27 protein-coding genes are annotated in these 26986 nt (G+C 41.2%); 20 read left to right on the plus strand and 7 right to left on the minus strand.

What is annotated here, in order from left to right:
• Positions 1 to 84: 84 nt before the first annotated feature.
• From A8F95_RS09210 to A8F95_RS09245, 8 genes are read left to right on the plus strand one after another with little or no spacing between them, the layout of a single operon-like run.
• Positions 85 to 1122, plus strand: coding sequence for a hypothetical protein (locus tag A8F95_RS09210; protein ID WP_141676253.1), 1038 nt, complete (start codon positions 85 to 87; stop codon positions 1120 to 1122).
• 55 nt (positions 1123 to 1177) lie between these two features.
• Positions 1178 to 2284, plus strand: coding sequence for a glycosyltransferase family 4 protein (locus A8F95_RS09215; RefSeq protein ID WP_065410236.1), 1107 nt, complete (start codon positions 1178 to 1180; stop codon positions 2282 to 2284).
• 18 nt (positions 2285 to 2302) lie between these two features.
• The gene (locus A8F95_RS09220) at positions 2303 to 3415 is read left to right on the plus strand and encodes a DegT/DnrJ/EryC1/StrS family aminotransferase (RefSeq protein WP_065410237.1); all 1113 of its coding nucleotides are present in this window, start codon (positions 2303 to 2305) and stop codon (positions 3413 to 3415) included.
• 11 nt (positions 3416 to 3426) lie between these two features.
• Positions 3427 to 4497 (plus strand): non-hydrolyzing UDP-N-acetylglucosamine 2-epimerase, encoded by a 1071-nt coding sequence (gene wecB / locus A8F95_RS09225; protein WP_065410238.1) that lies wholly within the window; start codon positions 3427 to 3429, stop codon positions 4495 to 4497.
• Positions 4498 to 4544: 47 nt separating this feature from the next.
• Entirely contained in the window at positions 4545 to 5261 is a 717-nt protein-coding gene (locus tag A8F95_RS09230) for an N-acetyltransferase (RefSeq protein ID WP_065410239.1), read from the plus strand.
• A gap of 9 nt (positions 5262 to 5270) precedes the next feature.
• Positions 5271 to 6521, plus strand: a complete 1251-nt coding sequence (locus A8F95_RS09235) for a glycosyltransferase family 4 protein (RefSeq protein WP_065410240.1) — start codon at positions 5271 to 5273, stop codon at positions 6519 to 6521.
• Complete coding sequence (locus tag A8F95_RS09240; RefSeq protein WP_065410241.1) at positions 6502 to 7488, plus strand: hypothetical protein; 987 nt, start codon at positions 6502 to 6504, stop codon at positions 7486 to 7488. The genes A8F95_RS09235 and A8F95_RS09240 overlap by 20 nt, the downstream gene beginning before the upstream one ends.
• Entirely contained in the window at positions 7469 to 8077 is a 609-nt protein-coding gene (locus tag A8F95_RS09245; RefSeq protein WP_245671218.1) for a sugar transferase, read from the plus strand. The genes A8F95_RS09240 and A8F95_RS09245 overlap by 20 nt, the downstream gene beginning before the upstream one ends.
• A gap of 154 nt (positions 8078 to 8231) precedes the next feature.
• Here the strand turns inward: A8F95_RS09245 and A8F95_RS09250 are convergent, their stop codons facing one another.
• Positions 8232 to 8807 carry a DUF4760 domain-containing protein gene (locus A8F95_RS09250; protein WP_065410243.1) on the minus strand — a complete coding sequence of 192 codons (576 nt, stop codon included), beginning with the start codon at positions 8805 to 8807 and terminating at the stop codon, positions 8232 to 8234.
• A gap of 240 nt (positions 8808 to 9047) precedes the next feature.
• On the opposite strand from A8F95_RS09250, the gene A8F95_RS22440 reads away from it, so the two are divergent.
• Together A8F95_RS22440 and A8F95_RS09255 are read left to right on the plus strand one after the other, a co-directional pair.
• The gene (locus A8F95_RS22440) at positions 9048 to 9191 is read left to right on the plus strand and encodes a YwzD family small protein (protein WP_176713662.1); all 144 of its coding nucleotides are present in this window, start codon (positions 9048 to 9050) and stop codon (positions 9189 to 9191) included.
• 175 nt (positions 9192 to 9366) lie between these two features.
• Positions 9367 to 10161, plus strand: a complete 795-nt coding sequence (locus A8F95_RS09255) for an HNH endonuclease (RefSeq protein ID WP_065410244.1) — start codon at positions 9367 to 9369, stop codon at positions 10159 to 10161.
• Between the two features lie 157 nt (positions 10162 to 10318).
• On the opposite strand, the gene A8F95_RS09260 is transcribed toward A8F95_RS09255, so the two are convergent.
• The 4 genes from A8F95_RS09260 to A8F95_RS09275 form a co-directional block, all read right to left on the minus strand.
• A complete protein-coding gene (locus A8F95_RS09260; protein WP_065410245.1) occupies positions 10319 to 10807 on the minus strand; it encodes a metallophosphoesterase family protein in 489 nt (162 codons plus the stop codon).
• Positions 10808 to 10918: 111 nt separating this feature from the next.
• Entirely contained in the window at positions 10919 to 13252 is a 2334-nt protein-coding gene (gene helD / locus A8F95_RS09265) for an RNA polymerase recycling motor HelD (protein ID WP_065410246.1), read from the minus strand.
• 197 nt (positions 13253 to 13449) lie between these two features.
• Positions 13450 to 14223 (minus strand): gamma-glutamyl-gamma-aminobutyrate hydrolase family protein, encoded by a 774-nt coding sequence (locus tag A8F95_RS09270; RefSeq protein ID WP_245671219.1) that lies wholly within the window; start codon positions 14221 to 14223, stop codon positions 13450 to 13452.
• 121 nt (positions 14224 to 14344) lie between these two features.
• Positions 14345 to 15781 (minus strand): alanine/glycine:cation symporter family protein, encoded by a 1437-nt coding sequence (locus A8F95_RS09275; RefSeq protein WP_065410248.1) that lies wholly within the window; start codon positions 15779 to 15781, stop codon positions 14345 to 14347.
• Between the two features lie 88 nt (positions 15782 to 15869).
• Here A8F95_RS09275 and A8F95_RS09280 point away from each other — a divergent pair, with 88 nt between their 5' ends.
• The 5 genes from A8F95_RS09280 (at position 15870) to A8F95_RS09300 (ending at position 19905) form a co-directional block, all read left to right on the plus strand.
• The gene (locus A8F95_RS09280; protein WP_245671220.1) at positions 15870 to 16724 is read left to right on the plus strand and encodes a basic amino acid ABC transporter substrate-binding protein; all 855 of its coding nucleotides are present in this window, start codon (positions 15870 to 15872) and stop codon (positions 16722 to 16724) included.
• Between the two features lie 44 nt (positions 16725 to 16768).
• Complete coding sequence (locus A8F95_RS09285; RefSeq protein WP_049665085.1) at positions 16769 to 17425, plus strand: amino acid ABC transporter permease; 657 nt, start codon at positions 16769 to 16771, stop codon at positions 17423 to 17425.
• On the plus strand, positions 17422 to 18144 hold the full coding sequence (locus A8F95_RS09290) for an amino acid ABC transporter ATP-binding protein (protein ID WP_065410249.1): 723 nt from the start codon (positions 17422 to 17424) through the stop codon (positions 18142 to 18144). The genes A8F95_RS09285 and A8F95_RS09290 overlap by 4 nt, the downstream gene beginning before the upstream one ends.
• 103 nt (positions 18145 to 18247) lie before the next feature.
• Entirely contained in the window at positions 18248 to 18916 is a 669-nt protein-coding gene (locus A8F95_RS09295; RefSeq protein WP_049665080.1) for a response regulator transcription factor, read from the plus strand.
• Entirely contained in the window at positions 18916 to 19905 is a 990-nt protein-coding gene (locus A8F95_RS09300; protein WP_065410250.1) for a sensor histidine kinase, read from the plus strand. The genes A8F95_RS09295 and A8F95_RS09300 overlap by 1 nt, the downstream gene beginning before the upstream one ends.
• 53 nt (positions 19906 to 19958) lie before the next feature.
• Here the strand turns inward: A8F95_RS09300 and A8F95_RS09305 are convergent, their stop codons facing one another.
• Positions 19959 to 21689 carry an amidohydrolase gene (locus tag A8F95_RS09305; RefSeq protein ID WP_245671247.1) on the minus strand — a complete coding sequence of 577 codons (1731 nt, stop codon included), beginning with the start codon at positions 21687 to 21689 and terminating at the stop codon, positions 19959 to 19961.
• 376 nt (positions 21690 to 22065) lie between these two features.
• On the opposite strand from A8F95_RS09305, the gene A8F95_RS09310 reads away from it, so the two are divergent.
• A complete protein-coding gene (locus tag A8F95_RS09310) occupies positions 22066 to 22479 on the plus strand; it encodes a cell division FtsX domain-containing protein (protein ID WP_065410251.1) in 414 nt (137 codons plus the stop codon).
• A 20-nt stretch (positions 22480 to 22499) separates the two neighbouring features.
• On the opposite strand, the gene A8F95_RS23205 is transcribed toward A8F95_RS09310, so the two are convergent.
• Entirely contained in the window at positions 22500 to 22634 is a 135-nt protein-coding gene (locus A8F95_RS23205; protein ID WP_281181757.1) for a hypothetical protein, read from the minus strand.
• Between the two features lie 43 nt (positions 22635 to 22677).
• Here A8F95_RS23205 and A8F95_RS09315 point away from each other — a divergent pair, with 43 nt between their 5' ends.
• The 4 genes from A8F95_RS09315 to A8F95_RS09330 all read left to right on the plus strand — a co-directional run bounded on the left by A8F95_RS09315 (position 22678) and on the right by A8F95_RS09330 (position 26972).
• Positions 22678 to 23067 carry a hypothetical protein gene (locus A8F95_RS09315; RefSeq protein ID WP_245671221.1) on the plus strand — a complete coding sequence of 130 codons (390 nt, stop codon included), beginning with the start codon at positions 22678 to 22680 and terminating at the stop codon, positions 23065 to 23067.
• 34 nt (positions 23068 to 23101) lie between these two features.
• Positions 23102 to 23641, plus strand: a complete 540-nt coding sequence (locus A8F95_RS09320; RefSeq protein ID WP_245671222.1) for a VanZ family protein — start codon at positions 23102 to 23104, stop codon at positions 23639 to 23641.
• A gap of 148 nt (positions 23642 to 23789) precedes the next feature.
• Positions 23790 to 24737 carry a lysozyme inhibitor LprI family protein gene (locus A8F95_RS09325; RefSeq protein ID WP_065410254.1) on the plus strand — a complete coding sequence of 316 codons (948 nt, stop codon included), beginning with the start codon at positions 23790 to 23792 and terminating at the stop codon, positions 24735 to 24737.
• Positions 24738 to 24965: 228 nt separating this feature from the next.
• On the plus strand, positions 24966 to 26972 hold the full coding sequence (locus A8F95_RS09330; RefSeq protein WP_065410255.1) for a methyl-accepting chemotaxis protein: 2007 nt from the start codon (positions 24966 to 24968) through the stop codon (positions 26970 to 26972).
• Positions 26973 to 26986 lie beyond the last annotated feature (14 nt).

Here is a 26986-nt window from a genome sequence, read left to right on the forward strand (position 1 = left end):
TATAAATACTTCCTTTCATTTCTTATAATCATTTTGATAATGTTTTTATTTATAAAGGAATCCTCAAAGTTTTCCATTTCGATTATGAATATGCTTTTTTTAATAATAATTATTCCATTTTCATCATTATATGGATTGGAAAACCAAGCGACAACTTCTTTCTTTTTAGTTATCGGGGGATTTACAATTACCTTGCTTTCGACAAGACAGAAAAAAGTGAGTATTAAAAGTTTGAAAGGTAGTAAGTATGCTCTATGGATAGCCATTGGAGGAGCGAGTCTATTAACGTATGGAGCTATAGCTGTCTTTAATGGTTTTCCATCTTTAACAGCTTTAAACTTTGCTAATGTTTACGAGGTGAGAGAAAGTGTAAATTATGGACCACTGTTCTTTCCGTATTTTGTAAATTGGCAATCTACAGTTTTTAACCCATTTTTAATTGGTTACGGTTTATTAAAATCAAATAAAAAATTAATATTGGTAGGAATTGTTCTTCAGTTTTTATTATTTCTTTATACTGGTCACAAATCTTATTTTTTTGGGCCGATCGTTGTCATAGGTGTTGCTATTCTTGTGAAAAAAAAGAATTTGTTACTAGGTATTTTAATAGGATTAAATAGCGTTATAGCATTCGCTCTGATAATTTACAAAGTATTTGGTGAACACTTGTTAGCAACATTATTTATTAGAAGGGCAATATTCATATCAGTGAAAAACTTTTATTATTATTTTGATTTTTTCAGTCGAAATGAGAAGGTATATTTCTCTCATTCTATTTTGAAATATTTTATTGACTATCCTTATCAAATACCTACCTCTAACCTGATTGGAGCTGTGTATTATAACAGTCCAAACGCTTGGGTGAATGTAGGCTACTTGGCAGATGCTTACATGAATGCCGGTGTCCTAGGAGTTATAATCATTTCTATTCTATTAGGAGTTGTATTAAGCTTTTTTGATTCTTTAACTACTAAAGTAAATATAGAACTAATAATCATAACGGCATTTATGCCTTTCTTTAAGCTTTTAAGTGGTGCATTACTTACAAGTTTACTGACGGGGGGCATTATAATATCCTTTCTTGTTTTGCAAATTTTTCCTGAAGAAAAAAAAAGAGTGTAGAATAATTAAACCTTTTAATTACTAGTTTTTAAAAGGCGGAAGAAGGGACTAGTCTATGAAAGTTTGTCACCTAACCTCAGTACATGGGCATTCGGATACACGAATTTTTATTAAAGAGTGCCGATCCTTAGTAGAGGCAGGATATGAAGTGCATTTTATTGTGCCAGGTGTAGTTGCTTCTATTATTGATGGAGTTCATATGCATGGAGTAATTAAAGAAAAAGGTAACCGCTTAAAGAGAATGACAAAAACGGTTGATCAAGTTTTGAAAAAGGGATTAGAGATAAATGCTGATATATATCACTTTCACGATCCAGAGCTTATCCCAGTTGGTTTGAAATTGAAAAAAATCGGAAAAAAAGTAATCTATGATGCTCATGAAGATGTGCCGAGACAAATCTTAACGAAAGAGTGGTTACCAGCATATATCCGTAAACTTGTCTCGAAATCATTTGAGCAGTTTGAAAACAAAGCTTCGAGGAAATTTGATACAGTTTTAGCTGCTACTCCACATATTAGAGATCGTTTTCTAAAGTTAGGATGCAAAGCTCAAGATGTTAATAATTATCCTTTGTTGGGAGAATTGAAAAACGAAAGTACTCTTTGGACAGACAAAGAAAATGCTGTTTGTTATGTTGGTGGGATTACATTTGTGCGTGGTATTTATAAAATGGTCGAGTCTTTAAGTCTAACCGATAACATTCATATGTTACTAGGTGGAAAATTTGCAAATTCCGCAGAAAAAGAAATAGTACAGAAAATGAATGGTTGGGCTAAAGTAAAAGAGTTAGGTTTTTTAAGTCGTGAAGAAGTAAAAGAGGTATATAGAAAATCAAAGGTTGGAATGGTTGTTCTGCATCCCATGTTGAACTATATAGATGCGCTTCCAGTAAAGATGTTTGAGTACATGGCAGCAGGCATACCAGTCATTGCTTCTGATTTTCCTTTATGGAAAGGAATTATCGAAAGAAATCAGTGTGGTCTTTGTGTAGATCCCTTAGACTCGAAAGAAATTGCCCAAGCAATCCAATGGTTAATTAAGAATCCGGAAAAAGCTGAAGAAATGGGGAAAAATGGGCGCAAAGCGGTAGAGACGGAATATAACTGGGAAACAGAAAGTAAAAAATTAATAGCTATTTATGAAGAGTTATTACAAAAATAAAAATGCAAGGGGTTCACTATGAAAATCCAAATGCTAGATTTATCAGAACAATATCAATCAATGAGAGAAGAAGTCATTACTAAGCTTGATGAAGTAATGTCTTCTTCTCAATTTATTTTAGGAAGCAACGTAAAGAAGCTTGAAGAAGATGTTGCAAAATACAGTAATGTTAATTATGGAGTTGGAGTCGGAAACGGCAGTGACGCGATTCATATTGCCCTACAGGCAGGAGGGATAGAGGCTGGTGATGAAGTCATTACAACAGCATTTACCTTCTTTGCAACAGGCGGAGCAATTGCACGTGCTGGAGCGGTGCCTGTTTATGTTGATATTGACCCTATCACCTTTAACATTGATCCTTCAAAAATTGAAGCTGTTATTACAGAGAAAACAAAGGCAATTATTCCAGTTCATTTATACGGCCAAATGGCGGATATGGAAACTATCAGAGATATTGCTGAAAAACATAATCTTATTGTTATAGAGGATGCAGCGCAAGCCATTGGTGCAAAGCAAAACGGTAAAAGTGTAGGGGAGCTTGGAACAGCAGCTACATATAGCTTCTTCCCAACGAAAAACTTAGGTGCATATGGTGACGGTGGAATGATTGTAACGAATGATGAAGAACTTGCTGAAAAAGCGCGCGTCATTCGTGTTCATGGAAGTAAGCCGAAGTATTATCATCATGTGCTAGGCTATAATAGCCGCCTTGATGAGCTTCAAGCAGCCATTTTGAATGTGAAGTTTCCTCGTTTAAATGAATGGTCTAGTGCCCGTCGTGAAAGGGCTTCTTATTATACAAAAAGGCTAAATGAAAAATTAAGTGATATTCTTCAAACGCCGATTGAAAAAGAGGGGAATTATCATGTATTTCACCAATATACATTGCGTGTCCCAAACCGTGATGAATTGCAGAGCTATTTAAAAGAGCAAGGGATTGCAACGATGATTTATTATCTAATGCCTCTTCATATCCAGCCTGTATTTGAGGAGCTGGGTTATAAAGAAGGAGACCTTCCGGAAACAGAAAGAGCGGCAAAAGAAGCGCTTTCTTTGCCAATGTATCCAGAGTTAAAGCAGGAAGATCAGGACTATGTTGTTGAAAAAATTATTGATTTTTATTCGAAGTGAGGGAAGTGTAGATGAAGATATTAACGATTGCCGGTACCCGCCCGCAATTAGTGAAGGTAGCCCCTGTTTCGCGTGAATTACGTAAGCATGCGACAGAAGTATTAATTAATACAGGCCAACACTATGATTACAATATGGCTGGGATTTTCTTTGATGAACTGGGCATACCAAAGCCGGATTATGATCTAGGCATTGGTTCAGCTTCGCACGGCAAACAGACTGGAGACATGCTAACAGCAATTGAAGAAGTTATATTTAGTGAAAAGCCTGATGCTGTACTTGTATATGGAGATACAAACTCAACACTTGCAGGCGCTCTTGCTGCAAGTAAGCTTTATATTCCAGTCATACATATTGAAGCAGGCCTTAGAAGTTTCAATAAAAAGATGCCTGAAGAAATTAACCGCATATTAACTGATCATGTGTCTACACTTTTATTTTCGCCAACTGAAATAGCTGTACAAAATCTTAAGAATGAGAACATTACTGAGAACGTTGTAAATGTTGGGGATGTTATGTATGACGCAGTGCTATATAATACCTCTATTGCCGAAGAGAAGTATAACCTTGCGCAGTTTGGTATAAAAGAAAAAGAATATATCCTTGCAACTATCCATCGTGCAGATAATACAGATTCAAAGGAAAAATTGACTGCTATTTTCAAAGCATTTGCTGGACTTGAGGAAACTATTGTTTTACCGCTTCATCCGAGAACAAAGCACAAAATTAGTGAGTATGGATTAAGTTCATTGATAGAAGACGGGAGCAATTTACAAGTAATTGAACCTGTTTCGTATTTGGAAATGCTACTGCTTGAAAAGTATGCAAAAGCAATTGTGACAGATTCAGGCGGTGTACAGAAAGAAGCATATTTTGCAGCTGTACCGTGTCTAACTTTGCGCTCTGAAACAGAATGGGTGGAAACAGTAGAAGCTGGGTGTAACCGATTAGTTAATCCTCTTGTAGAAGATCTAGCAACTATTATCCAGGCATTTAAACCAACAGATTATTCGAAGCCACTGTATGGTGACGGCCAAGCATCTGAGAAAATTGTTAAAGAGATTCTGAAATACTTTGGATAATTCAGCCGCCCAGTCGAACAGGTGGCTATTTTAAGGGGAGGGAAATAATGAACGCATCAGTGAGTGTAGGGCAAAACGCTGTGATAGGTAAAGATGTTAATTTTGGAGAGAATGTGATCATTGGCAATAATGTGGTGATTTACGATGGGACTCAAATTGGTAGCAATGTGATCATTCAAGATAATGTTGTTATAGGAAAACAACCAACACGGGCAAAGGCCTCTATTTTACCAGAAACAAAGAAATTGCCGCCTGCTTTAATCGGTTCAGGAGTAACAATTGGAACATCGGCTATTATTTATGCAAATGCTGAAATTGCAGATGAAGTATTTATAGCTGACTTAGCTACTGTTCGTGAGCGTGTAATAGTTGGAGAGCGGACTATTATTGGTCGTGGTGTAGCGATTGAAAATGACTGTAAAGTAGGAAAGCGTTGTAAGCTTGAGACGAACTGCTACATTACGGCTTATTCTGAATTAGGTGATTATGTATTTGTTGCTCCTTGCGTAGTGACTACTAACGATAACTATATGGGAAGAAGTAAAGAGCGGTTTGATAAGTTTAAAGGTGTAACAATTAAAGATGGCGGGAGAATTGGGGCTAATGCAACAATACTTCCGGGGAAAGTAATCAATGAAGACGGAGCTGTTGCGGCAGCGAGTGTAGTAACAAAAGACGTTGGAAAAGAAGAACTGGTTATTGGTTCACCTGCGAAGAAAATTAGGGCAGTTCCAGAGAATCAGTTGCTTAAAAACCAAGAGTGAGGTTCTAAAGTGAATATATGGATTTTTAATCATTATGCTGTTGGACCAGGATCAAGCGGCATTACTAGACATTATGATTTAGCTAAAGAGTTAGTTAAATTAGGTCATGAAGTTACCATCTTTGCTTCTTCTTTTAATCATCAGAAGAGAATAGAAGAACAAGAGTATAATGGAAAAAGTTATTATAAAATTGAAAAATATGACGGTGTAAACTTTTACTGGATAAAAACTACACCTTACTACAAAAATGACTTTTCTCGGGTATTAAACATGTTCTCTTACACAAAAAACGCTAATAGCATTAGCAGCAAGGTTCATAATAAACCAGATGTTGTAATTGGTTCATTGATGCATCCGTTAGCGGCGGTTCTTGGTCTAAGAGTAGCAAAGAGAACTAATGCGAAGTTTCTGTTTGAAGAAAGAGATTTATGGCCTCAATCGTTAATCGACTTAGGAAAAGTCTCTAAAAAAAGTCCTCTCGTCTTCTTTCTATCAAGACTTGAAAAATATTTATATAGAAGTGCAGACAAAATAATTGTCCTATTTGAAAATGCAGTTAATTATGTAAAGTCTACAGGGATAAATGAGTCAAAGGTTATTTACTTACCGAATGGTGTAGATATTTCTAGGTATAACTCTAAAAGAAGCTTAGAAGTTTCAATGCAAGAGAGTCTAGCTGAACATAGAGGGAAATTTATTGCCGTCTATACTGGTGCACATGGATTGGCTAATAATTTAGATATTATTCTTGAAGCAGCAGAATATTTGAAAACTCAAGATGAAGATATTCAGTTCCTATTAGTTGGGGACGGTCCTGAAAAGAAAAGGTTAATGGAGTGGAAGGAAAAGAAGCAATTGGATAATGTTAGTTTTATAAATTCAGTACCTAAAGAGTTCATTCCCTCCATTTTACAACAATGTGATATAGGATTGCTACCTCTTCAAAATTCTCCAGTTTTTCAATGGGGGATTAGTCCGAATAAGATGTATGATTATATGGCAGCCTCCTTGCCCATTGCACTTTTATGTAACATTGAAGAGCCAACGATAATAAATTCTGGCGCAGGATTTATAATAAAGGAAAAATTCGCGAAAAACTTAGCGGATCTTTTAGTAATGTTAAAGGATGATGAGAATCTTAAGCAATTAAAGGGAGAAAACGGAAGGAGATATTTAGAAGAAAAACATACTTGGGATAAGCTTGCTCAAAAATTTTTATTTTCTATAGGTAGTGAAGCAAATGACAAACATAGATTTTAAAATGTATAAACTAATGTTATTGAGTACTACTGCCAAGAAAGATAGAGAGTTAGTTATTTTACCTTCTCGAAATATTAATGGTTTTCAATCCCTCAATATTCTTGTCACAAATGTAGAAGATGCAACGAAGCTTCTTCGTAAGGCAGATGGAATAGTAGAGAATATATTAGTAGACGTAGAAAGAAAACAAGAAATAGATTTGTGGAAAGTTGCTCGGGAAACGTTACGTTTTTCTAAGTTAATCCCTTACAAACCGAATGATATAACGCTGGAGGCAGCAGATCAACTTCTTTTGCACCACTTTACACAAAGTTTATGTGGAAGAAATGTATTGATTTATGGAACTGGTAACATCGCAACTAAGTTAGCTATTCGGCTAGCTGAACGAAATGCGAATGTGTTTATTATCGGAAGAAATAAAGAAAAAGTGGAAATGATTGTGAAGACTATCAATTCTATATTACCAACGTATTCTCAACATCCAGTACGTTTATTTAATGGAACTGAAAAGTTAGATGCATTCTTGTCATTCGTTTCTGCAGAAAGAGTGGTACAAGAAGAAATAGCTGAATACTTAAATAGCAATGGTATTGCTGTAGATGGAGGAATCAGTAACTTTACTGAGAATTTAATTTCTTCTTTAATTAAAAAAGGCATTAGAACTCTGCGGCTTGATGTTCGATTAGGGCTTCCTTTTTTAGAGGCAAGTATTGCATCTAGAGAACAGACATTTTTCAGTAAAGTTATGGGAGAAGGATTAATTAAAGGCATTCCTGTTGTTGCAGGAGGAATTATGGGGAAGTCTGGAGTAGTTATTGTAGATCGAATTCAAACTCCTTCGCAAGTCATTGGGATAGCAAATGGGATTGGTGGTGTAAAACATGAGTCAACCCTTACAGACATCGACAAACGTGCCATTGAAGCCGTCCAAGAATATCTTTTACAAAGTGAGCAAGAGAATTTTTGATATTATAGCAAGTTCATTTATTTTAATTCTAATCAGTCCAATTCTAGGATATGTTGCTCTAAGGATTAAACTAGAAGATAACGGACCAGTTATTTTTAAACAAAAGAGAGCTGGACTAAATGATCGGCCATTTCTTATTTATAAATTCCGATCCATGAAGGTAATTAATCGACAAAAAGATAAGCAAGAAAATCTTTACAACTGGCCGGACAGAGTTCCTGATGATTTTGTATTTAAAACTACGACGGGTTTTAACCCAAATGTCACCAAAATTGGACGCTTTATTAGAAAATATAGTATAGATGAACTTCCTCAGTTCATTAATGTATTAAAAGGCGAAATGAGCATTGTTGGTCCGCGTCCGGAAATAATAGAAATTTCAAGCTGTTATGATGACTATCAAGCACAACGTCTTTTCGTTAAACCAGGTATTACTGGTTGGGCGCAAGTGAATGGACGAAGTGAAATTTCACATGGGGAAAAAATTGCTTATGATTTGTATTATGTAAAACATCAAAGTTTAGTATTGGATTTTAAAATATTTTTTAAAACAGTTTACCAAGCTATCTTTGGTAAAGGAGCTATTTAAATAATCGTTCGTCCGACACGTTGGGATTTTTATCTGTTTTAAAGAGTAATACTTTAATGGTGGCATGAAAATTAGTTTGTTATTTTCTAAAATAGTGATTCATTAAGAACTAATAATGGCGGAGAGACAAAGATTCGACTTTCCGCCTTTTAATCTAGGCTCCTTGTATACGGTCTTCATTTAATACATTATTTGGGGTAGGAGGAGTATAAGTAAACTTGTACTCTCGTTGAATTCGTTTAGAAAGGTACTCAAATTCTTTAGCATAATAATGATTATTACTTGCCCGACGTTCATTAATATAAGGAAGTAATAAATGATACAGCCTAACAATAGACGGACCGGAAGCACTATTGAAAATCCAGATTGGAAGATACCCTTTGCGAACCATCATTCCCCAAAAGTGAAAAAAGGAACAAATCTCAGATGCTGATTGGATATCCAGCGGAGTGACACCGTCTTCTGTAGCGTACACTCTCTGACGATTTGCAATCATCTGTTCTGTATCACCTTGCTGAAAATATTCTCTGATTGCTTCAAAAGTGGCCACTTTTTTAGAAGAAAGGTTCATTAAGATTCCTGAAATTCCAGAGGCAATAGCAGCTAAGCCAACAAGATTATTTAAATCAAGGAAACGTTCAGCGTTTATTCCGGCTTTATTTACAAATAAAAAAGCAAGAGTAGTTCCTAATGTAGTCAAAGAATAGGCAATCATTCGTTTTCGATTCATCAGTAAATATCCTCCATGTTTTTAATTAAATTACCACAATTACAGTTGGCAGGAAATATGAATCAGGTAAAAAGATATGATAATTGTTTGCCAATGGCCTTTGCCTACCTTCCGGATCAAGCATGACAGAAGAGCAGCAAGACCGTGTAATTACGGCTATAAAGGAAACAATTAAAGTAAAAGCCAGCATCCGTTAAGGGGGCTGGCTTTATTTGATATGGGAAAGGGACAGAGAAAACTATGGGAGAACAAGAGAAGAAAGAGTGGTTTAAACGAGTACTTGCTTTTGGCTATGAAAGGGGAAATGAAGCTAATGTATCGGCAGAGCAGTTGGTGGCAGAGTTGTGTGAGAGACTGCAGTTGATCGTAAGAGAAGAAAAGTGATTGATAGAATGCCTTAAGGGCTGGATTTAAGAGAAAAAAGAAATGAAATCGACAGTCAATAGAGCCGTTATTGCATCAGGAGAATCTGCTTGTTGAAATGCAGGGGGATTATATTGAGTGGGAGAAGTTTAACACAATATTCATATTCATATAACCATCATTAGGAGGGGCTATCATGCCAATACCAGAATCTATTAACAAGTCGCATTTGTTGCAGGCTCTGAAAATCATAAAAGAAAAAGGAATTTCGAATTACCGGAGCTCGACCAAATTTGATGTCATCTATGAAGGGGTGCATTTTCCTCCGAAAGAGGTACTGCGTGAGGCTAATTGGCTGGCGAATGGATCTGAACTTCACCATTTTAGCGGCGGAGATGAAAGCAATAATTTTCTTATCAGGCGTGGGTTCACAGTCGTTTTGAAGGGAACCGATCAAGAGATTGTTCTCGATTATACGAGAAAGCTCCGGGAAGGGTGGCCGGAAAAGGAGTTATTGGTTCCTCACCCGCCGGAACAGACAGAGGGAGCAATCCATCTGGATAAGATTACTGATCTGTCTAATTTAACGGTCACCGAGTCGGAGCAGATCATCAAAGCACGGATTGGGCACAGTGCATTTAAAAAGAAGCTCTTGGCGAAGGGGTGTAAATGCGCCTTATGTGGCTTGACGGAGCCCGCTTTCCTCATCGCTAGCCACATCAAACCGTGGAGTGCATCAACGGATGAGGAGCGGGTGGATGTGAACAACGGTTTGTTGCTGTGTCCAAACCACGATGCGTTGTTTGATAAAGGCTATCTTACATTTGATCATGAGGGAGTTATTTTGCTGTCTAACAAGCTGAGTGAGCAGAGTCGCATGTTTTTGAATATACATAAAGCCATGCGTATACAGCTGGATGAAGGACAGCAGCTGTATATGGACTATCATCGCCAATATGTGTTTTTGGACGGCATTGGGAGTCCGGTTTAATAAATAAGCTGCCTATTACTCCTCCGTTTTCACTGAAAGATAAAGGGCTTCGCTTACTGGTGCAGGCAGTAATTATTCACTCTCTTGTTTTGGTTTTATTTGTGGTCTTACAGTAACCATTTTTGAAATCCCCATCTCCAGACCCGTCCCCTTGTCCTTAAAAATAGATATGCTTTGCTTCCAATTCTTCCCCTATCTCAATAATCCCATAAGAAAACCTCGGCTGAAATCGCCTGTCAGTAGGTGAACCGGGGTTAAACAAAAGAGTACCACCATACATTTGTGAGTAGGGGATATGGGAGTGTCCGAACACGATAAGGTCCAATTGTTCCTGTTGAAAAGCTTCTAATGCACGTTCGGGTGTCTTTTTCTTTTTCCCGATATGGCCGTGGGTGACGCCAATACGAAACCTTCCAGCTTCGATAATCCTCTTTTCCTCAAAGAAATCCCTGACTTCAGGGGGATCAACATTGCCGAGAACGCCAGCGACAGGGGCCATTTCCTTCAGTTGCTCATACACATCGAGGCTTGTCCAGTCTCCTGCGTGAATAATTAGATCGGCGTCTTTTATTTCTTCCATAACTATTTCGGGAAGCTGTTTGCCCTTTTTCGGCATATGCGTATCCGATAAAACGGCTATTTTCATGAAATGTCTCATCTCCATTCTATCCCGTTAATTTTTTAATGTAAAACAGCCGGCAGTATGAAAGTCATGATGAAGTGCCGGCTGTTTATTGATCGTAATAATCCAGCTACATCAAGCTTGGATGAGATGTTCCTGCAGAGCATTTTGTAAAAGTGGGCTTGGTTCGCCTACGCTGTACAGCTGTAAATCATGCATTGCCCTAGTGCAGGCGGTGTAGAACACTCTGCGTAGGCTCTCATCGCCGTATACTTGCTGTGATGCGTCGTAAATGATGACGGCGTCAAATTCGATGCCTTTGGATAAGTACGACGGGATGACAACGACTCCTTGTTCATATTCCAACGAGCCATTTTTCAAGAGCTTGATGTCCTCGATGCTGGACAGGGCTTCATAGGCGCGATTGCTTTCCTCGGCTGATTTGCAGATGATGGCTATGCTGTGATAGCCTTGTTGTCGCCAATCTGCGACTTTGGAGGCAATGCAGCGATGCAGGTCTGCGTGATCAGATAATTGTGTCAGCACAGGCCGCTTGCCGTCCCGTTCGAAAGGGACAATCCGGTCGCCGTTCGGTATGAGTCTGCGGGTAAATTCAATAATCGGTTTGGTGGAACGGTAGCTGCGTGTCAGGTTGATCACGTTTGTTTCAGCCGATCCGTATAAGCTGGTCAAGGTTTGAAAGTCCACCATTTCGCTGGCATGGGCGAATATGGCTTGGTTAAAGTCCCCTAGCACCGTCATTTTTGCCCAAGGAAACAAGCGTTTTAAAAACTCGAATTGAAACGGGGAATAGTCCTGCGCTTCGTCAACGATGATGTGCTTGATGGAACTGTTCGTCTGAAAGCCTAGTATGAGCTCTTTCATCAATAAGAACGGAGTAGCATCTTCATACAATAGTTTGTCTTCGTCTAACGCGTTGACCGTCAATCGGCAAATATCCGTCCACTCCGCGGGTGTTTTCTCCAGCCACTGTTGGATCTGCAGAGGATCAACAAAAAGCTGTTTATATATTCCCTTGATGTCGATGAAACGAAACGCGCGGATTCGTTTTCGTAAAGGCGTCAGCTTCTGCCGGACAATCAACTGGGCCAGTGCTTTCGGCTCCATGTCATAATCGGCGATGTCTTCCTCTTTAAATCCTCGCTTTTTCGCTAAGTACGTATAAGCCTCATGATACTCCTCATTGCTAAGCAGCTCGATTTCTTCCTGTACCCACGGCTTCTTTCGTTCAGCCTTTTCTGCTTCCTCTATTTGCTTGATTAACCAATCCTTCAATTTTTCAAGTCTGTTGTGAAAGCGGAGGGAGGTGTCGTGGCTGTAAAACCGATCGGCTATTTGTTGAGCCGTTACAATAGACGTTCCTCTGAAGCTAATGCCTTTGAATACCATTCCAGCTAACTCCAACGACTTCCGGTAGGAGTGAATCGCCTCAAAAAAAGCGGTAGATGCTTTGAAGCGGATGCTCGCAACTCTTGACTTATACACAGGAGTATTCGATGCCGTTAACACATATTCCAGTTGATCGTAGGGGTGTTCAATTTGAAACTGTTTGCTCAGCCGATGGTCCAAATATTCCTGGAAGGTGACTTGCTGCATATTTTCTTCGCCGAGCTCCGGCAGCACATTCGACACGTAGCTGTTAAACATCGAGTTAGGTGAAAAGAGAATAATTTGATCAGCGTTCAAGCTATCGCGATATTTGTAGAGCAAATAAGCAATCCGCTGCAGGGCGGCCGATGTCTTGCCGCTGCCCGCGGCTCCGTGGACAATAAGCAGTCTCCCGCGATCATGACGGATGATCCGGTTTTGCTCCTGCTGAATGGTCGCGACGATGTTGTGCATATGTTTATCCGTGCCTTTGCCCAGCACTTGCTGTAAAATCTCGTCTCCAATGGTGAGGCTCGTATCGAACATCGATTGGAGAGTGCCGCCGCGAATCAGGTATTGCCACTTTTTCTCCAGTTGGCCTTCAATGACGCCCCCCGGTGTGACATAGTTGGCGGGACCAGGCTGGTAATCGTAGTAGACACTGGAGACCGGCGCTCTCCAGTCGTAAATAAGGAAATGCTCGCCGCTTTCATCTGTGAGAGTGGAGATGCCAATATAGACTTGTTCGGGAGTAGAAGTTCCCCCTTCCATAAAGTCGATTCGGCCAAAGTAGGGAATCTCCTGCATGCGGCGCAGCGCGGCCAGTCGTTTAGATGCATGTCTGTGGGTGCTTTGGCTGACAGACAGAGCTTGAGCTTCTTGTCTCAAGCCGATGATCGTCTCGAGATAATCATCGAAAGTATCCACATTCACTTTGACTTCATCCCAGAAGTGTTTGCGGATCTGAACTACTTCATTCCGATGCCGGGAAGTATCTTTCTCCAGCCTGCTAATTCGCTCTGTAATCGTCTCGATGACACGATCGACTCGTTTTTGTTCCTGCTGAAATTCTGAATTCATCGCAAACACCCCTTAAAAAAATAAATATAAGTGTTGACTAACTAATAAATTATATTGTATAATTAAAATAGGGATAATATATTAAAAATAATTATACAATGTCTATCTATATAAATGTACCACAGGATCTTATTTTTTTCAATGGAAAGTAGGGGTCAGTCCCCATCGCATTCAAGCGATGGGGACTGACCCCTTTTTTAAACCACACGTTTTTTAGTTTTATTTTGTTTGCAAGAATGAACGAATAGCTCGAAAAGCTTTAATTGTTCTTGGTGGACATCGAACATCATTTCTGGATGCCATTGGACGGCAGCGACAAACGGGTAGTCCTTATGAACAATTCCTTCTATTACGCCGTCCTCTGATACGGCGGCAATGTCGAGTCCTTGGCCAAGGGTATCGATCATTTGGTGATGAAAGCTATTGACTTCTACTTCTTCTTTTCCAAAACAATGGTGAAGCACCGAATCCTTGGCCAGCTTAACTTTGTGTGCAATGTTCCATTTAGGGCCCGTGTAGCCTGCGTGGTTAATATCTGTTTGATAGGCGTGGTCCATATCTTGGATTAACGTGCCTCCAAAAAAGACATTCAACAGCTGCAATCCCCGGCAAATGCCAAAGATCGGCATTTGCCGTTTGAGGGCTTTTTCAATCAGTTTGAGTTCGAACGTGTCTCTCATAGGGACAATGTTCCCAAGTCCCTTTTTATAAGGATGACCGTATAAGTGAGGATTGACATCACTTCCCCCGATGAGTAACAGGCCATCTAGACGATCTAATAGAGACTCTATATACTCCTCATCATCGATAAGAGGAATAGCTATTGGAATGCCGCCCCCTTTTTGAATACTAAGGGGGTCGTCAAGTGCCGACATGAAATGATCTTGCGCCACGCTGAACCTTAATTTATTTTCCTCGAAAGCGCTGACATAATAAGTGGTACATCCAATAAGCGGTTTCATCGCTTGCATTTCTCCTTCGCATATATTCTTTCATAACAGCATAAGTGAAGATTTCAGCAGAAAAACCAAGAAAATGTGTGATCTCTTCCACAATTTGCAATACCTCTCACATGATTCACCGACTTTTTTGTTAGTGGTCATGGAAAAGGGGTGTTTCTTCATCTACTTCTCCGGTCTTCATGTATCTTGCTTTGTAATCCAATAAGAGCTTCTTGAATTGATGGCTTAATACTAATAAAACAAAAATGTTAATGATGGTTGGAACAGCCGTAGTAATATTGGACATTAACCAAATATATTTGTCGGGAAAATGAAAGGCTGTTACATAGACGACGAATAAGAATTCAGGAAAAGCATAAAAAAGTTTTAAATACTTTAATAAGATGCTCTTAAGCGCCGGTGTTTTCCGTAGCAAGTGCCTGACAATGACCTCGCTATAAAAGTAGTAGCCGACCGATGTAGTAAAAGCAAAGAAGAAGAGCAGAATGGTCACCATATACCTTCCTGACATTCCAAGTATAGATTCAAAGGAATGCAAGGCCAATTCAATTCCGGAACCTCCCGTCATCCATTCTCCAGATATTATAATCACGATGGCTGTTAGGGTGCAGATGATAATGGTAGTAAAGAACACCTCGAAGCAACCCCATAATCCCTGTTTAACAGGATGGTCCACTTTAGCCGTAGAGTGGATAATAGGTGAAGTTCCCCAGCCGAATTCTCCGCTGTAAACTGCCTGCGTAACCCCCATCGTGATGGCTTGAAATACAGTCGCTCCTGCAAATCCTCCAATGGCCGCGGTGCCAAAAAAAGCATCCTTTACGATCAATTCAATGGACGGTAGGATCATATTAACATGTGTCACAATGATCACAAGCACTAAAGAAATATAAGACAGAGACATCATTGGCACAATGAACGTTGACACTTTCCCTAAATACTTAATTCCTCGTCTAATCACCAGAAACACGGATGACGCATAGAGAAAAGAGACAATAAAAATATTCTGTCCAAATGTTGAACTGATGGCGTGAGAGGCAACGTAGTTTTGGATGGATATGAAAATAGTTGAAATAATGCCAATTCCAAATAAAGCTGCCGGGATCATCCACTTTTTAAAGTTCATCTCTGTACCGATTCCTTTTTCGATATATAAAATGGGGCTTCCATATACATTTCCTTCTTTATCTGCTGTTCTATAGTGAACGGCAAGCGTCACTTCCGCCATTTTCACCATCATGCCGACAAGTGCAGCTACCCACATCCAAAAGACTGCGCCCGGTCCGCCGATGGCAATCGCTGCAGCAACCCCCCCTATGCTGCCGATTCCTACCGTGCTGCCAATGGCAATACTGGCAGCCTCAAACGAGGACAGCAATCCTTTGCCATGTTGAAGGACTTTGCTCTGAGTTATGCTATGCCACAATTCGCGAAAAATATGTAGGGCATGCCTAAATGGAAATAATCGATTTTCCATTGTGTAGTAAAAACCGGTGAGAAGAATAGCAAAAACGAGCGGTGAGTCCCATAAAAAATGTCCTAAAGTCTCTACTATCTTTTCATGCAAAGAAATCTCTCCTTTCTTTGTTTATTGGAGAAGGCAACTTCAGGTATGTGAAATAAACCATAAGATTCACGAAATTTCACACATTTGCTTGAAATTTATTTTACATTACTTTCCTAACATTACAACAAGTAAAAAAATTCAGTTATCAGGGGGGATTTTTATCAAAAATGTAAAGAAGTTGTTGTCGTTGGCGGTGTTGAGTGTAGTAATTCTGAGTATGATAGGTTGTTCTTCACAGGAGAAGAGCGGATCGGCAGAAGAAAGTGCCAATAATGTCTTAGTATTCGCTACGGCTCCAGATGGCGGAGCGTTTAGTGAGAAAAAGGATGGAGAGTTAGTGGGGTTTGATATCGAAATCGTGGAGTCACTCGCAAAAAAAGCCGACTTTAAAGTTGAATGGAAAGAGATGAAATTCAACGGCATCATTCCTGCTCTTCAATCTAAGCAAATTGATGGCGCTGCTGCTGCTATTACCATTCGTGATGACCGTAAAGCCGTTATAGATTTTACCGATTCCTATTTTGATTCAGGGCTTGTTCTTGTCGTAAAAAAGGGAAGCGCTATCAAAACAGCAGAAGATCTTAAAGGGAAGACCATTGTAGCCAAACAGGGAACATCTGGTCTTGAAAAGGCACAAGAGCTTGCAGCTAAGTATGGAGCCAATGTGAAGATTTTGGAAGACGAACCGACTCTTTATATGGATGTAGAAAAAGGAGGCTCCGATGCGCTCGTTAATGATTTTCCATTTGTTGCGGAGAAAATCAATTCGGGTACGGCTGGCGATTTGGAAATCATCGGGGAGAAGCTGACAGGTGAAGACTACGGGATTGCTATTGCTAAAGGTAATGAAGAAGTTGTGAAGAAATTTAATCAACATTTGAAAGAAATGAAGGAAAATGGTGAATACGAAGCTATTTATGACAAGTACTTTGGCTCCAACTAAAGAAGGGAACGATTACACCTAGCCCTTAGGAAAGGAAGTAGAGAATGGAATTTTTCAATTTAATTGCAGATTCGATGCCACTCCTTTTGCAAGGAGTGCAGAAAACGATCGAACTTGCCCTTTTGTCTCTGCTCTTAGCAACAACCCTTGGCCTTGTTTTTGGAATCATGCGTGTATCCAAGAAAGCCTATTTACAAGTGCCAGCTAAAGTTTATGTCAGCATTATCCGGGGAACGCCGCTTTATGTGCAAATTATCTTTTTCTACTTTGGTTTGTTTCCTCTTATTTTTGGCCGGGCTACCAGTCCGATCACAGCGGGCATCTTTGTGCTTAGTCTCCATGCTGGTGCCTACTTAGTCGAAATATTCCGTGCGGGAATTGAGTCAATCGACAGAGGACAGTTTGAAGCCGGGAGAGCTCTTGGTTTTACACACGGGCAAACGATGCGCTATATTATTCTGCCACAAGCGATCAAAAGGATGATCCCAGCCTTCGTGAACCAGTTTATTATCAGCATTAAAGACACTTCCCTTCTGGCGACGATTGGGATAGCGGAATTGACGTACTCTGCTCAAACGATTTATGCGGTTAATTTTAAAGCATTTGAGTTTTTAGCCGCGGTTGGGGTCATGTATTGGGTCATCATCAATGCTCTTACTTGGTTTTCTCATTGGATCGAAAGGCGGTTATCTGCTGTATGATTAAAGTCAACGATTTAGGTAAATCATTCGGAAGTGCCGAGGTTTTAAAACATATTAATGTAGAAATCTACAAGCAAGAGGTGGTCTGCATTATCGGACCTTCCGGGTCAGGAAAATCTACTTTTTTACGCTGCTTAAATCGGTTAGAAGAACCGTCAACGGGCGAAGTTTGGATTGATGGGAAGAATATTATGGATAAGCAGGAGAATATCAATACAATCAGGCAAAATGTCGGGATGGTATTTCAGCACTTTAACCTCTTTCCGCATAAAACAGCCTTGGAGAATATTACCCTTGCTCTCCTAAAAATAAAAAAGTATACCAAGGCGGAGGCCGAACAACGCGGCCTGAAGCTTTTAGAAAAAGTAGGGTTATCGGCGAAAGCAAACCAGCATTCACACAGCCTTTCTGGAGGGCAGCAGCAGCGTGTCGCTATCGCAAGAGCTTTGGCTATGGAGCCCCAAGTGATGTTATTCGACGAACCGACATCCGCCCTTGATCCTGAAATGGTAGGCGAGGTTTTGCAAGTAATGAAAGACTTGGCTCGAGAAGGAATGACCATGGTAATCGTCACGCATGAAATGGGGTTTGCCAAGGAAGTGGCGGATCGGATTTTATTTATGGATGGCGGTTCTATCCTAGAAGAGGGGCAGCCAACTGAACTGTTTTTACAGGCAAAACAAGAAAGAACACGGGAATTTTTAAAAATGGTTTTGTAAGAGACTTTTTCAAGCGGACCCCTGAAATGGATAAATTCAGGGGTCCTTTTAGCTCTTCTTCTTGTATAATAATTCATTATGTAGGACAAAGGGTGGGGGATCAATGTCTAATACAATATATTTAGTGGAAGATAATGAAGATTTGAACTCAATTTTGAAGACTTATTTAGAGAGGGAAGGCTATCTAGTCGAAGGTTTTTTAGATGGAATGTCTGTGCATACAAAACTTCATTCGCCGCCGGATTTGTGGATTTTAGATATTATGCTGCCAGATACGACCGGTTATACGTTATTTAAAGAAATTAAAAAGGTTCATCCGCACGTCCCTATTATATTCATTTCTGCTAAAAATGAGGAAATTGACCGGGTAGTAGGCTTAGAACTCGGATGTGATGATTATATATCGAAGCCATTTTTGCCAAGGGAATTGGTGATTAAAACCAATAAATTAATCGAGTTAACCTATGGTTCGAAGCATACTCATCATAAGGTGATTAAAATGAATGATTATGTTATTAATCGTGAGAATTACACCGTTTCTTACGATGGCGTTTCATTATCTTTATCCAGCAAGGAATTTGAATTGTTATTATTCTTTATTGATCATGCCAACCAAGTTTTTTCAAGGGAACAAATTCTCGATCGCCTGTGGGATAAGAATTACTTTGGCTCAGATCGTGTAGTGGATGATACCGTTCGCCGTTTGCGTAAAAAAATACAGAACATTCCTATAGAAACGGTCTACGGCTATGGATACCGGTTAGTGAAATAATGAAAGATAAACCGTTTGGATTGCAAATTTGGGTTACGATGACAGGCTTTCTTGTGTTCATTACAATTATTATTACTCTTGTACTCGTTAACTATCTATCTATCGACTTGCTGGGGAACTTAATTAGGTTTCTTGTGATTTTGTCTATCGTCAATATTTGCATCGCCAAAATTATTTCGAATAAAATAACAGAGCCCTTACGTTATTTAGAAAAAAGAGTGAAGAAAATCGCCAATAAAGAATGGGGAGAACCCATCACGCTGGACAGGGGAGATGAGTTTGGCAAATTGGCAGCCTCTATTAATATGATGCAAGAATCGTTAAAAAAAATGGAAGTAGAAGAAGAGATTTTTTTGCAAAGCGTTTCCCACGATTTGAAAACACCCATCATGGTCATCAGAAGCTATGCCCAGGCGCTGCAGGATAAGGTCTATCTCCACAATTCTTTCGAAGGGACGGTTTCAGTGATTATAAAAGAAGCCGCAAATTTAGAAAGTAAAGTAGAAAAGCTATTATATTTAAATAGCCTAGACTATATTTTTCTTAAAAAAAATGAATTTAAAAAAATCAATCTAAACCATATGTTAGAGAGCTTAAACGTAAGGTTTTCGCTAAATCAACAGCGCATAAAGATCAAAATGGAATGGCTGGACATCGAGTTTTGGGGAAATGAAGAGGAACTCATGGTCGCTTTTGAAAATATACTTGAAAACAATGTAAGGTATGCGGCAACGACGATTTGGATCGTAGCCCATACCGTAAAATATGAAGGGGTGGATTGTATAAAGATATCCTTCAAAAATGACGGGCCGCCGATTGAAGACAACACACTGGAACAGTTATTTAATCACTTTCACAAAGGGAAAAGCGGAAAGTTTGGTCTGGGCTTATTTATCACAAAGAAAATTATTGATTTTCACAACGGGGACATTCAGGTGAAAAACACGGATTCGGGTGTGATCTTTAACGTGTTTATTCCGTTACAGTAATAAAAGGGTCAGTCCCTCATCGATTGAACGCGATGGGGGACTGACCCTTTGTTTTATTTCTTATACACCGTTTTACCGTTAATTACCGTTTCTAGAATCGGAATGTCTTTGATTTTCATTGATTGTACGGTTAATGGGTTGTCGCCTAAGATGACAAAGTCGGCGTATTTGCCGGTTTCGATCGAGCCTTTGATGTTCTCGTCGAAGTTTTGCCAGGCGGCATCAATGGTGACGGCGCGTAGGGCTTCTATGCGGGTGACGCGCTGTTCGGGCCCGATGACTTCGCCGCTTCTAGATGTACGGTTGACGGCGGACCAGACGGCTTGGAGCGGGCTCATCGGCGTGACTGGTGTGTCTAGGTGGACGCTGAAGCGGATGCCTCGTTTCACAGCTGATTTCAGTGGACTCATGCGTGCTGCTCTTTCAGGGCCCATAAAGGTTTCCCAATGCTGGTCTCCCCAGAAGAAGGTGTGTGAGACATAGAAGGAAGGGGTAATGCCGAGCTTCGCCATTTCGTCGAGCTGGTCTTCTCTTGCCATTTGAGCGTGCTCAATGCGGTGGCGTGCATCTTTCCGCGGGAAAGCTTCTTGTGCTTTGCGGAAAGCGTAAAGAATGTCGTCAATGGCGGCATCGCCATTTCCGTGAATGGCAATTTGATAGCCATTTTTGTGCAGCTCGATCACACGCTCGGTTAGTTTTTCACGGCTTTGCAGCGGGTGTCCGCGGTATTCCGGATCGTCTCCCGGCGGAACGTGGTACGGTTTGCTTAAGTAGCCGGTGTAGCCTTGGATCGATCCGTCCTGCCACATTTTCACGGCACCCAGCTTCAGCGTGTCATTGCCAAAACCGGTCACAAAGCCGCCCAGCTCCCCTGGGGAAGGAGAGAGATCACCGAGCCCGCCGCTGCCCATCGTCGTGATTCTAAGCGGCAATAGGCCTTCTTTTGAGTACTTTTGCAGGTTCATGACGCTTGTTTTGCTGCCGGCAGCGATAATAGAAGTGGTGACACCGGCTGCTGTATATTGTTTGACGGCTTCTTTTAAAGCGGCTAGTTCTTTTTCTGGTGAAGCGGCCGGCACATACTTGCTTACTAGTGCCATGGCACTTTCTTCTAATACGCCAGTCGGTTCCCCTGTTGCGCGGTCTCTTTGGATCGTGCCGCCTTCAGGATTAGGGGTATCCTTTGTGATGCCGGCGAGCTTCAAGGCGGCGCTGTTCGCGACAGCCAAGTGCCCGGACGTGTGAGTAATGAAAATCGGGTGTTCGTCGGAGGCCTGGTCAAGATCGGCACGGGTCGGGTGGCGTTTTTCCGCTAAGAGCGTCTGATCATAGCCCCGCCCTTGAATCCAGGCGCCCGCGACTGTTTCCTCTGCCCGTTCTTTTAACGCCGAGACAAGGTCAGCTATTTTTTGAATCTTTCCGACCGGCGGGCTGTTTAAGTTCACATAGACAACGCCTTCCAAACCGGAGCTTGGAAAGTGGCTGTGAGCATCGATTAATCCCGGCAGCATGACCTTTCCTTTTAAATCGACTGTTTTCGTCTGACGGCCGGCCAGCTGACGGATGTCTTTGCTTTTCCCTACAGCAATAATCCTGCCATCTTTCACTGCTACAGCTTCCGCAGAAGGAGAGGCATCATCCATCGTAATGACAGTCCCGTTCGTATAGACCGTATCAGGCGCCAAAGGATCTAGCTTCTTCGGAAGCGTGCCAGAAGAAGAAAAACCCATACACATGGCTGCAACTAGAGCGAGTGCCATCATTTTTTTACCGCTTGCTTGCATGCTTTTCAATAAAATTCTCCTCTCTTTGTTCATAGTCAGGTGCTTTTTGGCCAAATCTTCTTGCGAATACTTCTCTTCATGGATCGCCTCCCTATTTTTCCTGCAAGATAGAGTAATCCGGATGTACGTACCAGTAGCGGTGCACTCCCTGCACAGTTACTTATACAAGCTATGTATTATGATGGCTTCTTAGTGTCTGAAAGTAAATGGTATAATTATCATAATATTTCGACAATTTTTATGTTAGCTCATGGCTTCTTCTCTTAACAAGGGGTAGTCCATTGCTTTGGCGTGGTGGGAGACGATTCCCATTAAATTATGATAAAATCTTGAGGAAAGAGAAATTATCATACACCGAGACAGGGGAGGAATACAGGTGAAGCTGTTAAAGGTGCTTTTTGTTACGGTGATCATCCTGGCGTTATTAGCAGTTGGGGCTTTTTATGTGGGGACGAAGATTGTGTCAGATAAAGTGATGGACCAATTCTCTAACCAGTTAGAGAATAGCGGCGAGATGGACCAAATTAAAGAGAAAGTGAAGAATGATCCAGAGCTGCAGAAGTTTATTGCTGAAGGGGCCAATGTAGATAGCAAGACGCTGCCTTTTCAAACAAAAGAAGAAGCGACACGGCAATTAGTGAAAAAATTTAACGTGTCAGAGCTGCGAGACATGCAGGCTGATTTGCAACAAGGGAATAAGCAGGAAGTGTTGAATAAATTAGAAGGAAAATTAACAGACAAAGAACTGCTCGCTTTGAAGGTGCTGGCTTATAAAGAATTGAATAAATAGAGGAGTCATTCCCCATCGCTTTAAAGCAGTGGGGGGCTGACCCCCAACCGTTGTTCTTGTCGGCTGCCTGTCTGAATATCTTCAAGTAAACGGCCTTTTTCAAGGGGTGGTTCTTTGTTGAGAAAACGGCGCAGGCGGAGGAATATGGTGATCATACTGGTCCTCCTTCTTTTTTGTATAGGGGTAGGATGGCTTTTTGTGAGAGGGCTTTTCACATCGCCAGGCGAGCAGGCGCAGCAAGTGGTAGATGAGTTTTATCAATATGAGCAGAAAGCAAATTTCTCGAAGTCATGGGAAATGTTCCATCCGTTTATAAAAGAAAAGTTTACAAAGGGGCATTATGTACAAGATCGGGCGCATGTGTTTATGAACCATTTTGGTGTAGAGTCTTTTTCTTATACGCTTGGTGAACCGGAGGAGCTGGAGAAATGGCAGGCGTCCGCTGAAGGCCCGGAGCTTAGTTTCGTGTATAAAGTGCCAGTTGTGCAGGTGTATAAGGGGAAGTATGGAAACTTTTCATTACAGCAGGACGTCTTTGTCGTACAGGAAAAAGAAGACTGGCTCATTTTGTGGGACTACAATCAATAAAGCTTGTGAAAGCGGAAAGGACTGCAGCCCGGCGTTGGTTGCAGAGAAGGAGTTTCAAGTGAAGTCTATCGCAAGAATCGTTCTATTACTCGTTATAGCAGGGATCATTTATTCTTTTTCCTCCCAAACGTATGAGGAGCAGTCGCTCGTTCCGATGATGCAGAAAGTGCTTCCGGGTGAACCGTTTGCGGATGTGTTATCGCAATTTAAAGTGATGTATTGGGGAAAAGAGATATCGGTTGAGACGAAAGGCTATTATTACTTTCTCGAATTTTTTATCCGCAAGTTTGCGCATTTGCTTCTATTTGGCCTGCTAGCGGTGGCGTTGTTCCGCGTATATTTATTGTGGAAGCCGGACCGTTTCTTCGGAGGCATTCTTGTTGCCCTTATCGGTACGGGCATCTATGCGGCTTTTGATGAATGGCACCAGCTGCAAACAGGCGGCCGAACGCCGCTTGTGAATGATGTGTTTTTAGATCTTGCCGGCGGGCTCATTGCGCTTTTGCTGTACATGCCGTTTTACTGGTGGAGACGAATAATCTGGAGAAAAAAGAATAGCGATAAAAACCTGTGATAGGGTGGGCGTTTTTTCGCCTTATCACAGGTTTTTTTTGTTGTTTCTTTTAAAAGAAAGGGGTGTCAAATTCAATAGGAAACTATATACTCATTTAGAAGATTATGATACTTTATACTTACTAACCATGATACTTCAGGAGGGACTTATGAAGAGGGCAGCAGGAGTTGTAGTCGCAGCGATTTTATTAGCTGGATGCAATAATGGGACGTATGAGAAAGCGATGGAGCAAGGGAAGCTGGCATTGGCAAATGGAGAATTCGACAAAGCGCAGGCATCATTTGAATTGGCGCTGGATGAAAAGCCGAAGGATGAGAAGGCAAAAGGTCTTTACGAAGATTTGACAGCTTATCATGAGGTGGAAAAAGCGGTCGAGGAGGCTAAATGGGAAGATGCGTTGACGAAAGCGAACCGTTTGCTTCAGGAGGGCCATTTAGCGGATAGTCTAAAGAAAGAATTGGAAGAGTACGTAAAAACAGCTGAGAGTAACGATGAGCAATCTAGTGAAGTAGCCAAAAAACTAGAAGAAATTAAGGATTCTATTGGGCAAGGGAACTATAGTGATGCCCAAACCTCCATCAATGAGCTCAAACAAAATGAAGAGACAGCAACGGCGTTGTCCGGTTTTTCCGACGAAGTGAAGAACATTGAGGAATCGATCAATGAGCGGCTGCAGAAGCAAAAAGCCGCAGAGGCTTTAGAGGAGAAGGAAAGAGCACGCGCCGAAGCAGCTGTCAGCAAGAAAGAGGAGTACTTGCAGAAGCTGTACAACATAGAGGCAGGTATGTCTGACTTAACGTATATTTACGAACACGGCACGACAGTGGAAATGAGAGAAGCTGAAGCGGCCGCATACAAGAAGTGGGATGACGCCCTCAATGACATTTACGGTGTACTGAAAACGCAGCTTTCCTCTAGTGAAATGACGAATTTGCGGGACAAGCAGCGCGAGTGGATTAAATACAGAGATCGTACAGCTAAAGCAGAATCAGCCACATATGAAGGAGGATCATTTGCCTCTGTCCAATACGTTAGCACTCAAGCACGGCTGACAAGAGAAAGATGCTACGAGCTTGTTAACATTTATATGAGATAACGGATTGATAGGAAAAAGAGCGATTCGCCAGGTGGATCGCTCTTTTTGATAGGGTGATATCAAGGAAGAGTGGTGATCTATCCGGAGTTGCCTCGCTTTTATCTGGAAACAAGGCCGGCATATCCAGAATGGCGGCACATTTATCAAGGAATCTCCCGTTTAAAAAATGCTAAACAAAAGGCTGGGTGTGACGAAATAACTATAAAGGGGTTTTATAGGGGGTAATATATGTTTAGGTCGATAAAGACAAAAATCATTAGTACCATCTTGGTGATATTTGGTTTGGTTGTTGCTGTGATGATGATTGTAAGCGGTTTACAGATTAAGCAGAAGACAGAGGAAAATGTTGTCGCTCAAACGAAAATTATGATAGACGAGATGAGCTCTTCCTTTCAGTTGTTTCTGGGCCAGTATGAGAGAAGCATGAATCAAATGGCTGATTCCGCAACAGTGAAGCGGTTTACTGATCTTATTAGTGTCACCGATCCAGTGCAGAAACAGCAGCTGGCAAAAGAGTTTGACCAAGAGTTTAAACAGTATACGGATACTTATCAAGAGGCTTCATACATTTATATTGGATATCCAGATAAGAGCATCAAAACATACCCATTTCTTAAAGTGGCAGATAATTATGATGCTACTGCCAGACCGTGGTATCAGGCATCGCTGAAAGAGCCGGACAAAGTCCAGTGGTCAAAGCCATATGTGGATGCCTTTACAGGGGAGTATGTAATCACGGCTTCAAAAGCAATTACGAAGAATGGAAAGGTTGCCGGGGTGCTGGGAGTAGATATTATTTTGAAAACACTCTCGGAAAGCATGCAGGAAAAGAACCTCGGATTCAAAGGCTTTCCATACGTACTTGATGCAGACGGAACAGCAATTGTGTATCCAGACAAACAAGGAGAGGATTTGACTGGCTATCCGTTTGTCGCCGATATGTATAAAGCAAACGAGTCAGAAGGCGTCTCTCGTTATACAATGAATAACGCAAAAAAAGTAAGCGTTTACACGACAGTTCCGAATTTAGGCTGGAAAATCGGGGCGATTTATCCTGAGAAAGAAATTTATAAAGTAGCATCAGAATTAAGAAACCTTCTAATCTGGCTTTCTGCGGCAGGGGGACTTATTGCTTTTGTAATCTTATTCTTTATGATTAGTAGAATTATTAAGCCGCTACACCATTTGAAAGCTGTAATGGACCAAACAGCTGCAGGGGATCTTACGGTGCGGGCAGAAGTTGCTTCAAAAGATGAAATTGGCGAGCTGTCCCATGATTTTAACTCGATGATTGAAAAGATGCGCGGGCTCATTGCCGTTATTAGTGCCTCTGTGTCAGAGGTTCGTCAATCGGCTGAAAGCTTGAATGCCACTTCAGAAGAAACGAATGCGGTTAGTGAGCAGGTAGCGGCAGCGATTAGTGAAATCGCGAGCGGCGCTTCCCAATCAGCCGGTAATGCGGAAACCGCCAGTGAAAATTCTGGACGTCTCGGCAGGCAAATTAGCAAAATCAATGAAAAAGCGAGTGGTATGACAGCGATTGCTGAGCGGACGGATAAAATTAATGAAAATGGACGACAGCAAATACAGCAGCTGCAGAATTCGTTTGATAGCTGGAAAGATAATTTACAGGTCATGGCAGGTGTGATTGATCAGCTAGATGAGAAGGTGAAAGCCATTGGGGGCGTCATGGAGACGATCACACAGATTTCTAATCAGACGAATTTGTTAGCTTTAAATGCGAGCATCGAAGCGGCAAGAGCTGGCGAGCATGGAAAAGGCTTTGCGGTTGTAGCCGAAGAAGTCCGGAAGCTTGCGGAGCAATCGGCGCAGTCAACGGAAAAAGTAAAGGCTACAGTAGAAGAGCTGCAAGCGGGTGCCCGACAAGTTTCCGGCCAAATGCAAGAGACGAGAGAAACCTTCCAGCACCAGGAAGAAGTCGTCCATCATACGGGCACAGCCTTTGGCGATATCGCAAAGCTAATGGAAGAAATGAAACACTCGATTGATGAAGTCTATCATGAAGTCCAGGAAGTAGCCAAACATAAAGAGGAAGTGGCAAGAACGATTCAGATCATGGCAGCGACCTCGGAAGAAACAGCGGCCTCCTGTGAGGAAGTCAGCGCTTCAACGGCCGAGCAGCTTCATGCGATTCAGGCGGTTGCAGAGTCAGCGGAACAGCTCACAAACTTAAGCAATGATCTACAAAGTGCGACGAACCAATTTAAGGTTTAATTTTCAAACGGTCG

This window comes from Pseudobacillus wudalianchiensis, from assembly GCF_001685015.1.
Classification (GTDB): domain Bacteria; phylum Bacillota; class Bacilli; order Bacillales; family Domibacillaceae; genus Pseudobacillus; species Pseudobacillus wudalianchiensis.

Bases quoted from the DNA above. Each gene is read 5' to 3' on its own strand.
- A8F95_RS09215 (WP_065410236.1), top strand. From the start codon at position 1,178: ATGAAAGTTTGTCACCTAACCTCAGTACATGGGCATTCGGATACACGA.
- A8F95_RS09220 (WP_065410237.1), top strand. From the start codon at position 2,303: ATGAAAATCCAAATGCTAGATTTATCAGAACAATATCAATCAATGAGA.
- A8F95_RS09260 (WP_065410245.1), bottom strand. From the start codon at position 10,807: ATGAAAATAGCCGTTTTATCGGATACGCATATGCCGAAAAAGGGCAAA.
- A8F95_RS22440 (WP_176713662.1), top strand. From the start codon at position 9,048: ATGGGAGAACAAGAGAAGAAAGAGTGGTTTAAACGAGTACTTGCTTTT.
- A8F95_RS09230 (WP_065410239.1), top strand. From the start codon at position 4,545: ATGAACGCATCAGTGAGTGTAGGGCAAAACGCTGTGATAGGTAAAGAT.
- A8F95_RS09270 (WP_245671219.1), bottom strand. From the start codon at position 14,223: ATGCAAGCGATGAAACCGCTTATTGGATGTACCACTTATTATGTCAGC.
- A8F95_RS09300 (WP_065410250.1), top strand. From the start codon at position 18,916: ATGAAAGATAAACCGTTTGGATTGCAAATTTGGGTTACGATGACAGGC.
- A8F95_RS09255 (WP_065410244.1), top strand. From the start codon at position 9,367: ATGCCAATACCAGAATCTATTAACAAGTCGCATTTGTTGCAGGCTCTG.
- A8F95_RS23205 (WP_281181757.1), bottom strand. From the start codon at position 22,634: ATGATCACCATATTCCTCCGCCTGCGCCGTTTTCTCAACAAAGAACCA.
- A8F95_RS09210 (WP_141676253.1), top strand. From the start codon at position 85: ATGAATATGCTTTTTTTAATAATAATTATTCCATTTTCATCATTATAT.
- A8F95_RS09325 (WP_065410254.1), top strand. From the start codon at position 23,790: ATGAAGAGGGCAGCAGGAGTTGTAGTCGCAGCGATTTTATTAGCTGGA.
- wecB (WP_065410238.1), top strand. From the start codon at position 3,427: ATGAAGATATTAACGATTGCCGGTACCCGCCCGCAATTAGTGAAGGTA.
- A8F95_RS09330 (WP_065410255.1), top strand. From the start codon at position 24,966: ATGTTTAGGTCGATAAAGACAAAAATCATTAGTACCATCTTGGTGATA.
- A8F95_RS09290 (WP_065410249.1), top strand. From the start codon at position 17,422: ATGATTAAAGTCAACGATTTAGGTAAATCATTCGGAAGTGCCGAGGTT.
- A8F95_RS09295 (WP_049665080.1), top strand. From the start codon at position 18,248: ATGTCTAATACAATATATTTAGTGGAAGATAATGAAGATTTGAACTCA.
- helD (WP_065410246.1), bottom strand. From the start codon at position 13,252: ATGAATTCAGAATTTCAGCAGGAACAAAAACGAGTCGATCGTGTCATC.
- A8F95_RS09285 (WP_049665085.1), top strand. From the start codon at position 16,769: ATGGAATTTTTCAATTTAATTGCAGATTCGATGCCACTCCTTTTGCAA.
- A8F95_RS09305 (WP_245671247.1), bottom strand. From the start codon at position 21,689: ATGCAAGCAAGCGGTAAAAAAATGATGGCACTCGCTCTAGTTGCAGCC.
- A8F95_RS09240 (WP_065410241.1), top strand. From the start codon at position 6,502: ATGACAAACATAGATTTTAAAATGTATAAACTAATGTTATTGAGTACT.
- A8F95_RS09250 (WP_065410243.1), bottom strand. From the start codon at position 8,807: ATGAATCGAAAACGAATGATTGCCTATTCTTTGACTACATTAGGAACT.